Origin of the sequence: Neobacillus sp. SuZ13, from assembly GCF_030123365.1 — a bacterium.
GTDB lineage: Bacteria > Bacillota > Bacilli > Bacillales > Cytobacillaceae > Neobacillus.
On sequence record NZ_CP126107.1, the window covers coordinates 1,258,064 to 1,270,189 of the forward strand.

A 12,126-nucleotide genomic window follows, 5' to 3' on the forward strand; every position below is an offset into this window, starting at 1 on the left:
CCTAATATAATCTAAAAAAAAACTATAAAATAATTCATTAAAAAAATCATTGCAGGTGTAAGCGCTTTTCCGTTTCTAATATAACACTAAATATTTATAGATGTCTATACCAATTTACTAAATTTAATTACAAACTGATTCTATTGGGTTAAAGTAGTATTAAAATGAAATGGTATTATGTTCTAGTTTTTATTAAAAAATAAATTGGTATAGACAACTATATAATGGTGATGCTAAGATTTAGATATAACCTGAAAGGAAGTATCGAAGATGATTTCCAACGATAATCATATTTTACTAAAGGGTATACGGGTTTATTCACAAGAACAAATAATAGAAGATGGATATATTAAAATAAAAAATCAAAAAATCATTGAAATTGGTTCATCATCTGAGCTATCTAATAATGAAAACTATAATGTAATTGAACTTCCTGACCATTTTAATGCAGTTCCAGGCTTTATCGATGTTCATATCCACGGTGTAGGAGGTGCCGACACAATGGATGCAACAACGGAAGCACTGGATACAATGGTAGCAGCATTGCCTAAAGAAGGTACTACTAGCTTTTTAGCTACTACGATGACACAGGAAGGGAAACAAATTGAAAATGCCTTAATAAATGCCGGGGATTACATTAAAGAACAGCACGCTCCAGGAAAATCTGAAATACTAGGCATTCATCTCGAGGGACCGTTTGTGAATAGTAAAATGGCTGGGGCACAGCCAATTCAACATATAATTGATCCAGATCTTGCTTTACTTGAAGAATGGCAAAAGCTGTCCAATGAGACGATTAAACTTGTCACTTTAGCTCCGGAAAGACCGCATGGTTTGGAGATGATTCGATATTTAAAGGAGAAGGGGATTATTGCATCGATTGGTCATACAGATGCTACTTATGATGAGGTGAACGAAGCAATTGAAGCTGGAGCAAGTCACGTCACCCATCTTTATAATCAAATGAGAGGGCTGCATCATCGTGAACCTGGGGTTGTGGGAGCGGCCTTTTTAAGAGAAGAATTAAAAGCTGAGATTATTGTCGATGGGGTGCATAGCCGTCCAGAAATGGTTAAACTTGCTTTTAAGCAAAAACGAAGTGATGGATTGATTTTAATAACCGATTCAATGCGGGCAAAATGCTTGAAAACTGGGAAGTATGAGCTCGGCGGCCAAGAGGTTTTTGTAAAGGATGGAAAAGCAGTACTTAAGGATGGAACTCTTGCAGGAAGTATTTTGAAATTGGGTCAGGCGGTAAAAAATATCATTTCATATGCAGACTGTTCACTTGAAGATGCAATTGAAATGGCTTCAGTGAACCCAGCCAAGCAATTGAACCTTTATGATCGAAAAGGCAGTATTGCAGTTGGAAAAGATGCGGACATTGTTATTTTAGATGAGAATATGGAAGTTTATATGACATTATGCAGGGGAGTTCTTGCTTATAATAGGGAGGAAAATTCTAAATGAAGATTATTGAAGTCAAAGATTATCAACAAATGAGTAATAAAGCAGCTGAATATATCATAAAAAAGGTTATTCAGAACCCAAGTATTAAACTTGGGTTGGCGACAGGCGGAACTCCAATTGGGACATATAAATGCTTAATTGACGACTACCATAAAAATGGGACTACTTATCAAAAGGTAACCACTTTTAATTTAGATGAATACATTGGGCTCTCGGGTGAAAATAAAAATAGCTACCGGTATTTTATGAATAACCAGCTTTTTAATTACATTGATATCAATAAAGCCAAGACAAATATTCCAAGCGGTATTGCTTCAGATTTTCAAGAGGAATGTCATCGATATGAGGATTTAATAAATCAGCATGGCGGTGTTGATTTGCAAATCCTTGGGATTGGCAGTAATGGACATATAGGCTTTAATGAACCAGGAACTCCCTTTGCTTCCAAAACGCATATTGTAGAGTTAGCTTCTTCAACTATTGAAGCAAACGCAAGATTTTTTAATAAAATCGAAGAGGTTCCTACTAAAGCCATTACAATGGGGATTTCCACCATTATGGATAGCAAAGAAATTCTGCTTCTTGTGTCAGGTGAGAAGAAAAGAGAAGCACTTTTTAGACTTTTGAATGGGGAGATAAGTGAAAGTTTTCCAGCATCAGTGTTGAAAAATCATCCATGTGTTACAATTATTGCAGATAAGGCGGCAATAGCAGATTTAAAGGTTACAACGTGACAGTTTTAAGGAAAGGATGCAGCTGGAGGAAATGATTAATAAGAATTCTCCGATTCCAATTTATTACCAAATTGAAGAATATATTAAAGAACTAATTGAAAATGGAGAGTTGCGTCCCGGTGATGCGCTCCCACCAGAAAGAGAATATGCGGAAAAATATCAAATTAGCCGGATGACAGTGAGACAGGCATTTACACAGTTAGTAAATGAAGGATTGTTATATCGATTGCAAGGAAAGGGCACATTTGTTGCAGAAAGAAAAATTGAACAGCCCCTTCAAGGATTAACCAGCTTCACAGAAGATATGAAAGCCAGAGGATTCGAGCCTGGAAGCCAATTACTTCACTTTGAAATTATTCCTGCAACAAGACAAGTAGCAGGGCAGCTTTTAATTTCTGAACATGGCCCTGTATATGAAATCAAAAGAATTCGTATGGCAGATAATGTCCCAATGGCGTTAGAAACAAACTATATTTCAGCCAACCTTATTAAAGGACTTACAGAAAGAATTGTAAATGATTCCCTGTATAAATACATTGAAGAGCAATTAGACTTAAAAATTGATAGTGCTTCACAGATCATCGAATCATCAGTGGCCAGTCAAAACGAAGCTGATTTACTAAAGATTAGCAAGGGTGCACCAGTTATGTTAATCCAAAGAAACACTTTTTTAAAGGACAATACCCCTGTTGAATACGTTAAATCGGTATATCGTGCCGACCGCTACAAATTTATGATCCAAATGAAACGTTGAAGACATGGTAATGGAGGTTATTTAACGTGTTCAATCATTATTTTCAAAAGCTTCACGAATTATTAAGCTTAGTTGAAAAGGATGAAACTGATGGCCTCAAAGTAGCTGCTAAAAAGATCGCAGAATGTATCCAAAACGATGGAATTGTTCATGTTTTTGGGTGCGGACATTCACATATCCTTGGAGAAGAACTATTTTACCGTGCAGGTGGACTAGTACCTATTAACCCTATCCTGATTGAGGACTTAATGCTTCATAAGGGGGCTGTTCGTTCATCTGAATTAGAAAAGGAAAATGACTTAGCAAAAAAATTTCTAACTAGAGTGAAAATTCAACCTCAGGATGTTGTTATTGTTGCATCAACTTCTGGCAGGAATCCCGTACCAATCGATGTTGCCGAGTTTGCTAAAAATAAAGGGGCATTTGTCATTGCTATCACATCATACGTATATACAAACGCCGTGGCATCAAGGCATAAAAGTGGTAAATATTTGTATCATACTGCTAACCTTTCCATTGATAATCATATAATGGTTGGTGATGCATTAATGGAGCACGAGTCTCTTGCTGTTAGCTTTGGTTCAGGTTCAACAGTCATTGGGACAGCAATCGTTAACGGAATTATGGTGGAGGCCATTAGCAATATGATTAGTAACAACTTTGAACCGCCAATTTTTAAAAGCGGCAATGCTGATGGTGCAGAAGAGCATAATCGTGCGCTGATTAACAAGTATAAAGAACGAATTCCAATGTTGGAAAATTGAATACTATTACAGAAACCGACAGTTATTACACTAGTTGGTTTTTTTTGTGGAATAAAATACGTTTATTTTCCACCAATACTTTCTTTGAAAATCTAGAAAAATAAAGGGGTAACATGATTTCTACAAAGGAGGTATTTCGATTGATAAAAAAATCTTTTGGGTTAGCTTTAACAGCGGTTTTAACATTAGGACTTGCTGCTTGTAATAACAATGATAAAAATGACTTAAATGATCAGGATACTCATGTTGGCATGAACAATGACATAAGAAATAACACCCCTTATATGGATGTCCGTAATGGCAGAGATGATGGGATTGACCACAATGGTCCATTAACTGAGGACTACACCAACAATAATAACAGTCAATCAGATCTTGATGTAAATCTTTTCAATACTAAACGGAAAAATAAGAAAAATTATAACAATAATGATGATATGATTTCTTCGTATCAGACATCCTTAAACAGTAACCAATATCCACATACAAGAGCGGTATTAATCCGTGATGCGAAATATCAGTATATAACAATCGACCCTAGAAATTGGGCTATGCAGCAAATACAACCATATATCCAGCAACAAACACCGACAGGACAGGCACCAGCAGGGCAGCCAGCACCAATTCAGCAGCCAGTACCAAAGCAAACAACACCAACACCAGCACCAAAGCAAACAGCGCCGGCACCAGCACCAAAACAAACAACACCAGCACCAAAACAGCCGGCTGCTACACAAAATAATGCACCAGCACCAACTACTGGAAATGTTAGTCAATATGTTCAACAAGTAATTGACTTGACTAATGCACAACGTAGTAAGAATGGCCTTCCAGCTTTAAAGGCAGACACACAGCTTAATGGCGTAGCTCAGAAAAAATCGCTCGATATGCAGCAAAAGAATTACTTCTCACATACAAGTCCTACTTACGGATCTCCATTTGACATGATGAGGGACTTTGGTGTTACCTATAAATCTGCAGGTGAAAATATTGCTCAAGGACAACGGACACCACAAGAAGTAGTAACTGCTTGGATGAATAGTGAAGGCCATCGCAAAAATATCCTAAGTGCTAATTTTACTCATATTGGGGTAGGATATGAAGCTACTGGGAAACATTGGACACAAATGTTTATTGGAAAATAAAAAACCATGTAAAAACAAACCGACAGTTAATTATCCTGTCGGTTTACTTTTAGTTTAATTCACTTTTTAATATCATGGGTATGGTTGGAAATTTAAAATGAAAAGTGGTCCCTACTCCGATTTCACTCTCTGCCCAGACAGTACCATCCATGGCTCGGGCAATGCTATAAACAACCATCATACCTAAACCAGTACCATTTTTCCCCTTTGTGGAATAAAAGGGTTCACCTAATCGCTCAAGTTGCTCATTAGTCATTCCAATACCAGTATCATTAACACTTATGGTTACATAATTTTTACTGAATTCAGTGGTAATGGTTAGATATCCGCCATTTGGCATCGCTTCAATCGCATTTTTGATGACATTCACAAAACATTGACGAAACTTCTGTCCATCTCCCTCAATAAAACCGATAACCGAGAAATCAGTAATAATTTCTACTGAATTTTGATTGGCTAGAGGCAGAAGAATATTGATTATTTGTCGTAGTTCACTTTTTACATTAAGTTCTTCTAGCGCGTCCAAGGATGGCTTTGCAAAAGTTAAGTAATCTTGAATAACACGTTCAGCAGAAATTAATTCTTCTTTAACAATAGATAGGTATTCTTTTCTTTTATGCCTTGAAAGATAATCATCTTGAAGGAGTTGGACAAACCCACTGGCAGCCGTAAGTGGATTTCGGATTTCGTGAGAAATAGCAGCTCCCATCTGTTCGACTGCTTTTAATTTTTCTGCCTTAATGAGCTCCTGCTGCATTTCGTTATTTCGTCTAACAAATTCAATCCCATATGAGATAATGCCAATTCCAAGTGAGGGAATAAATAGGAATGCAAACCAAGCATCCAGCCAAAAGGTATGGGTATTTTCGAAACTCATCCCAATAACTGTTACTACACCAAGAATCACACCTATGCATACCGTAATGAAAATGCGACGTCCTGGAACTTGTCTTAGAAACCACGGATATAATCGCCAGAAAATTACTCCCATTGGTGCATAAAGTGCGGCCGTTTGAACAAAGCCCAAATCAAAGCCATAAAAGCCTCTTATGACTATAATCGCAACTGTAAGAATTGGTCCGATTCCAATATAAAGGGCACCCAACACTAAAGGAATAATTCTTAAATCGTATCGGGCAGATGGGACTGGATTGTAAGAGAATTGAATACATAACCAAACACAAGCAATACACAAAATACTTAATGAGGATTTAGAAAGGGTAAATTTTTTTATATTATCAAAAAATATTAAACAGAAAAATAATAATATGATAAAAATTGAGAGGTTTAAAAAAAGATGTTTCGTTATGTCCATTAACGTCACCATCCATAATAAGGCTGTTAGGGAAATTTTACATGTATTTTCCACATTATACAACAATATTTGCACAATTTAGAAAAAATAAAATAGTATTTTGAAAATGAAAAATGGAAGGCTTGTTAGTTACAAACCTTCCAAACTTAATTGAGCAGTCGTAATCGTATTTCTCCCTTTTGTCTTAGATACGTACAAGGCCTCATCGGCCATTTTTATTAACTCTTGTGGCATGATAGGTCTAGAGGGGACAATGGTGGCAACTCCCATACTAAGTGTAATAATATCGGTGATTTCAGAACTAAGATGAGGAATCGCTAGTAACCGAATGGTGTCTTGTATTTGTTTTGCAATTTTCATCCCTTCCTCTACTCCTGTGGAAGGGGAGATGAGGGCAAACTCTTCTCCCCCATACCGGCAAAAAGTACAGTTAGAGTTAATGGTAGTAATCTGATTGTTTATGGCCTGAGCAATCGATTGTAAGCATGCATCTCCTGTTAGATGGCCGTATGTATCATTGTATTTTTTAAAGTAATCAATATCAAACATAATTAAAGTGATTGGAGAATGGGTATAAGAACAATTTGAACAGTCTTTCACAAGTGTTTCATCAAAATATCTTCGATTTGCTATTCCGGTTAGACCATCCATATAGGAGAGACGATTTAGAAGTTCATTGGCTTCTTGTAATTTTTGTTCTGTTAGTTTACGGTCAGTTATATTTCTTGATACAATAATGACCTTTTTGCTGCCATCTTCCTCAAAATGGACACTTTTCAGAGCAGATTCGATCCAGACATAGTCTCCCAAATTTGTACGATAACGATAGGTCGAATTAGCAGCACCCTCTTCTAAAGCTTTCTCAAACATCTCATTTGTATGTTCAATATCATCAGGATGAATAAACATATACATATTTTTATCTAGAAGTTCGGGATACTCATAATGGATAATTTCCTTAACAGCAGGTGAAATATATTTGTATTCAGCATTTTCGTTGTGCATGGTAATCATGTCACTAGAGTATTCAGCGATGAGTCGAAACCGCTCTTCCGTTTCTTTTAATTTCATTAAGCTATGCTTTAATTGATTTTGTGCTTCATAAGATTTAACTACAAAAACAAAGAAATGATAAGCTATAAAACCGCCAATGAGAGAAATAAAATAATGCAAGGTTAATACATTTTTAAGAATTTGAAGATCCTCAATTCTGATGATAAAAATTATAGAAACAAAAAACAAGCCTATTAAATTCATGAGGAAGGCCTTAAGGGTTCTTGAAAGGTTAATATTTGAAATACACCCACAGAATATTCCTGTGAGAAGTGCACCGATTGATCCGAGTATGGATGATTCATTAATTCCAAAAAGAAGAATTCGTCCTGCTGCAATTAGAACGGCAGAAAATAATGCAGGAATAAATCCACCAAAAGTAGCTGCAATAACAATGGCCAAGTGACGTAAATCAGCAATTGTACTTGCGTTTATTTGAATACTAAAAACCATTAATACATTCCCCAAAATTCCAAAACAAAGGCCCCAATAAAGTTTAGATGAGCGGGGAGCGTTTATGCGTATGGGCTTGTCTTTAAATAACACTCCCATTACAGAAAAAGAAGCAATTAATATTGCTGCATTTGATACAAAATCTTTTAACATGAATACGCTCCTGGTATGGTAAATAATGTTTTCAGTACTATTGTACAATATTAATACTTGCATCTTTCCAATTATACTATGAAATAGATATTAATGACAAAATCAGACATTAAAAAAGCTTCCCTTAATTAAAGAGAAACTCAAGTACTTTTACCTTAAACCGTGACAGGATTAAGAGCGAAATCTTTAGCTGCAATTCTTGCGTTTTCTTGTCCTTGGGCAAGAATCTCAGGCACCTTTAGTGGATTAATATCAAAACCTTCTGTAATAACTGAATCAGCAACCTCTATTCCTAAGAAACGAAGTGCGATTTTTAAATACCGATCACCAGACTCCAATGCTTCCATAGGAGTCCCTGTGTACTGACCTCCTCTTGTTTGCAGATGTATCGCTTTTTTATTCATTAAAAGACCTTTAGGTCCGTTAATTGTATGGGCAAACGTTTTTCCAGCAATAAATAAATTATCGATATATGCCTTTAAAATAGCAGGGGAGTTTAAATTCCACATTGGGGATACAAAGACATAGTAATCATAACTGATAAACTCATTAGCGAGTTCATGCATTTTCAGGATTTTTTCTCTTTCAATGTCTAATAGTCGATCTAAGGTATACCCATAACCAGCTAATTTTCCTCTGGCTGAAACCAATCCGCATCCATTTGCGGGAAATCTAAAGAAAACAAATCGACCTTCTTTATAGAGACAGCTGGGAGGACTTGATGAAAAGACTCAAGAAAGGCTTCCCCAATTTTTAATCCTTTTGATTTCTCAAGCCCTTTTGGATTTGCGGTTATATATAGTAATTTTTCCATAAAATACACGCCCCATCTTAAATTATTTCTTTCCCAATATTTATTATAAAAAAAATAACTTAACTCAATAATGAACATCTGGTGACGATCTTGAACAATAAGTGTCTGAAATAGTATTTATAGCGAGTTTTAGTATTTCTCATATGATCGCAATAATCATTTATCCCGGCCAAATTAAAAATTCCCAATTTTTTTAATTAAACGCTTACAAAAATCTATTGACTGAGTAAATAGACGATGATAAGATACAAATATATTAATTAGTTCATCAAACTAACTAATTAATACGAAATCATATTTTTTATAATCATTAATGAAAAGGGTTACAAGGTATTGAATATTCAAATACAACAGGAGTTAACAGCAAGTTTTGGCAAATCTTTAAAATTATACAGAAAATGGGGGAGTAAATTATGGGTCAGCCAGCGAACAAAACAGCAGTTGAACAAACAACTAATGGATTCAGAAAGTTTGGAATGAAAGATAAAATCGGATATATGTTTGGTGACTGGGGGAATGATTTCTTCTTTATTCTAGTTGCAGCATTCCTAATGGTTTTCTATACAGATGTCTTTCATATTAATCCTGCTGCAGTCGGTGGATTATTCTTTCTTGCCCGTTTGTGGGATGCAGTAGCAGACGTTACATGGGGTCGTTTTATAGATACAAGAAAAGCAGGGAAAAATGGAAAATTCAAGCCTTGGATTTTTAGAATGTCCTTCCCGCTAGTTATTTCTGGTGTTTTGATGTTTGTTCATATTCCAGGGATGTCAGACGGTTTTTATCTTGCTTATGCTTACGTAACATATATTATTTGGGGAACACTATATAGTACAGTTAACATTCCTTACGGATCAATGGCGTCAGTTATCACAGGTGATCCTGTTGAACGTACTGCATTATCAAGCTGGAGAACATTAGGTGGAAATTTGGCTGGTTTAATTATTAACGTGGTTGGACCAATGATTTTGTTCGTTAACAACCGACCAGATGCTAATCGCTTCATATTAGCTGCATTACTTTTTGGTGGACTTGCACTAGCATGTTACATGGCTTGTTATAAATTATCTGTTGAACGGATTGTAATGGATGAAACAAATAAACCACAGATGAACTTTGGACAAACAATGAAAGGCCTTGTTAACAACAGACCATTAATTTGGTTCCTTATTGCTTCATTATTGTTCCTGGTTATCTTTATGTTAATTGGTGCAGTAAACGTATATTTATTTAAGGATTACTTCGGAAATGCAAAGGCATTAAGTATGGTTGGTCTGCTTCAATCTATTGCAGTATTTGTAGGTATGCCATTTGTAAAACCATTAGTTGCGAAATTTGGTAAAAAAGAAGTTGCCTCTGGTGGTTTATTACTTGCTGCTATTGTATATGGTGCTCTATATTTCCTTCCTAACTTAACTGCAACACAATTTATCGGAATTTTGACCGTTGGAATGTTAGGTTATGGTCTTTTCAACCTTGTAATTTGGGCTTTCGTGACTGACGTTATTGATTATCATGAATATTTAACCGGTTTACGTGAAGATGGAACCGTTTACTCAATCTATTCTATGGCACGTAAAGTTGGTCAAGCAGTTGCTGGCGGTGTTGGTGGGGCAGCAATCGCAGCAGTCGGTTATAATTCAAATCTTAAAGCACAGACAGCTGATACACTTCAAGGAATTCATACAATTGGTACTCTAGTACCTGCAATCGGAATTGGTGTTGTGTTCCTAATCATTGTATTCTGTTATCCATTAAACAAAAAGCGTACAGCGCAACTTGCGGCTGATTTAGCTGAAAAAAGAAAAGGCAAACATTAATTCATATATCACAAGAAAGAAGATAGCTAAGATCTGCTTAGCTATCTTCTTTTTTGTGATGATAACCGCTTACAAATTTTTATTGACGAAATATATCGATAGGTGTATTCTATCTATGCGGGATATTTGTTAGTTTATTAAACAAATTAAAAAAATATTACAATGCTCAGAACTCAATTCATTATTATTCTTAATTTTTATTGAAAAGGGTTACAGGTAAAGTCTATTTAGTTAAGGGAAGGGTGAAAAAATGATGAATAGCGGTACAAAGAAATTAACCTTAAAAGAAAAAATGTCATATGGTTTAGGTGATGTTGGAAACGGTTTTATGTTTGATATGGGTCAAATTTATTTACTTAAGTTCTATACTGATATTTTAGGAATTTCGGCTTACTGGGGTGGCCTTGTATTTTTGATCTCTAAAATATTTGATGCATTTGCAGATTCTGCTGTTGGTGCTTTTGTGGATAAACGTAAGGTAGGTAAACGAGGCAAATTCCGACCGTTCATCTTATTTGGATCATTACCGCTTGCCTTAATGACGGTCATTTCTTTTATGGCACCTGATTTTTCTGAAACAGGAAAAATTGTATTTGCGTTTATAACTTATATGGCCTTTGGATTGTCATATTCCATTGTCAATATTCCTTACGGATCACTCGCAGCATCAATGACCCAAGATTCGGTTGATCGCGCATCTCTTGGATCCTTCAGAGCTATTGGAAGCCAATTTGCTTTACTAATTTCAGGGATGGTTGTCATTCCAATTGTTTTATATTTTCCAAATCAAAAATTAGGTTATACTGTTGCAATCGCTACAATGGCGGCGGTTGGGATGATTTTCCATTACATTTGCTACCGTAATACAACTGAAAATGTTGTTAGGACGCCTAAAATAGAAAAAGAAAAGGTTCCGATGTCAAAACTATTTAAATTATTACTAAGCAATAGACCGCTTATTGCCCTTTGTTTCGTTTGTTTGTTTATGGTTGCGGGGAGTAATTTACGCACGGCTGTTCAACTTTTTTACTTACAATATAATTTAAATAATCCAGGTTTGATGTCATTTCTTTCCTTTACTAGTATTGGAATCGCTGTCATTGGTTCATTTTTTATTCCAGCTCTTGTTAAAAGACTAGGAAAAAAGAAAACGTTTATCATGGGTCTTTTTATTGGAATTGCAGCGGATGTTGCGAACTTCCTTTTACCTGCCAGCGTACCAACATTTCTAATATTACTCGCGATTGGAAGCCTGGGACTTAGCTTTGCACTTGGTTTACCATGGGTTATGGTTGCTGATGCCGTGGATTATCATGAATGGAAAACAGGACAACGGACAGAAGGGATTGTATACTCAAGTTACAGCTTCTTCCGTAAATTAGCACAGGCACTAGCTGGTTTTATTCCTGGTATTGCTTTAGGATTAATTGGCTACGTTCCTAATGTGGAACAAACAGCTAGCACACTCCTTGGTATTAAGGGGCTAATGTTCCTCGTTCCTGCTGGACTAAATTTGATTGCAGCAATTATCTTAATTGTTTTGTATAATTTGTCAGAGGATTTATATAAAAAAATTGTTGATGAATTAAAAAATAAGCAAAAGGTTAATGAAAATTTAAAGAGTGCCTAATAAATATGAAAGCCCCTTTTA

Annotated in this window: 11 protein-coding genes; 7 read left to right on the forward strand and 4 right to left on the reverse strand. The window is 35.7% G+C overall.

All coding sequences use genetic code 11. From position 1 onward, the window contains the following. The first annotated feature begins 270 nt into the window (after positions 1–270). The 5 genes from nagA to QNH17_RS06055 all read left to right on the forward strand — a co-directional run bounded on the left by nagA (position 271) and on the right by QNH17_RS06055 (position 4,867). On the forward strand, positions 271–1,470 hold the full coding sequence (gene nagA, locus QNH17_RS06035; protein ID WP_283877857.1) for an N-acetylglucosamine-6-phosphate deacetylase: 1,200 nt from the start codon (positions 271–273) through the stop codon (positions 1,468–1,470). Then, the gene (nagB, locus tag QNH17_RS06040; RefSeq protein WP_283877858.1) at positions 1,467–2,204 is read left to right on the forward strand and encodes a glucosamine-6-phosphate deaminase; all 738 of its coding nucleotides are present in this window, start codon (positions 1,467–1,469) and stop codon (positions 2,202–2,204) included. The genes nagA and nagB overlap by 4 nt, the downstream gene beginning before the upstream one ends. A gap of 31 nt (positions 2,205–2,235) precedes the next feature. After that, positions 2,236–2,958 carry a GntR family transcriptional regulator gene (locus QNH17_RS06045; RefSeq protein WP_283877859.1) on the forward strand — a complete coding sequence of 241 codons (723 nt, stop codon included), beginning with the start codon at positions 2,236–2,238 and terminating at the stop codon, positions 2,956–2,958. A 26-nt stretch (positions 2,959–2,984) separates the two neighbouring features. Continuing rightward, a complete protein-coding gene (locus tag QNH17_RS06050) occupies positions 2,985–3,722 on the forward strand; it encodes an SIS domain-containing protein (RefSeq protein ID WP_283877860.1) in 738 nt (245 codons plus the stop codon). A 140-nt stretch (positions 3,723–3,862) separates the two neighbouring features. Next, positions 3,863–4,867 carry a CAP domain-containing protein gene (locus QNH17_RS06055; RefSeq protein ID WP_349632565.1) on the forward strand — a complete coding sequence of 335 codons (1,005 nt, stop codon included), beginning with the start codon at positions 3,863–3,865 and terminating at the stop codon, positions 4,865–4,867. 49 nt (positions 4,868–4,916) lie between these two features. Here the strand turns inward: QNH17_RS06055 and QNH17_RS06060 are convergent, their stop codons facing one another. The 4 genes from QNH17_RS06060 to QNH17_RS06075 all read right to left on the reverse strand — a co-directional run bounded on the left by QNH17_RS06060 (position 4,917) and on the right by QNH17_RS06075 (position 8,655). Then, a complete protein-coding gene (locus QNH17_RS06060) occupies positions 4,917–6,182 on the reverse strand; it encodes a sensor histidine kinase (protein ID WP_283877861.1) in 1,266 nt (421 codons plus the stop codon). A 129-nt stretch (positions 6,183–6,311) separates the two neighbouring features. Next, positions 6,312–7,841, reverse strand: coding sequence for a diguanylate cyclase domain-containing protein (locus tag QNH17_RS06065; RefSeq protein ID WP_283877862.1), 1,530 nt, complete (start codon positions 7,839–7,841; stop codon positions 6,312–6,314). Positions 7,842–7,996: 155 nt separating this feature from the next. Beyond that, positions 7,997–8,491 carry an FMN-dependent NADH-azoreductase gene (locus QNH17_RS06070; protein WP_283877863.1) on the reverse strand — a complete coding sequence of 165 codons (495 nt, stop codon included), beginning with the start codon at positions 8,489–8,491 and terminating at the stop codon, positions 7,997–7,999. Beyond that, complete coding sequence (locus QNH17_RS06075; protein WP_283877865.1) at positions 8,467–8,655, reverse strand: NADPH-dependent FMN reductase family protein; 189 nt, start codon at positions 8,653–8,655, stop codon at positions 8,467–8,469. The genes QNH17_RS06070 and QNH17_RS06075 overlap by 25 nt, the downstream gene beginning before the upstream one ends. 413 nt (positions 8,656–9,068) lie before the next feature. On the opposite strand from QNH17_RS06075, the gene QNH17_RS06080 reads away from it, so the two are divergent. Continuing rightward, positions 9,069–10,475: an MFS transporter gene (locus QNH17_RS06080; protein ID WP_283877866.1), complete on the forward strand. Its 1,407-nt coding sequence runs from the start codon at positions 9,069–9,071 to the stop codon at positions 10,473–10,475. A gap of 250 nt (positions 10,476–10,725) precedes the next feature. After that, entirely contained in the window at positions 10,726–12,105 is a 1,380-nt protein-coding gene (locus tag QNH17_RS06085) for a glycoside-pentoside-hexuronide (GPH):cation symporter (RefSeq protein ID WP_283877867.1), read from the forward strand. Positions 12,106–12,126 lie beyond the last annotated feature (21 nt).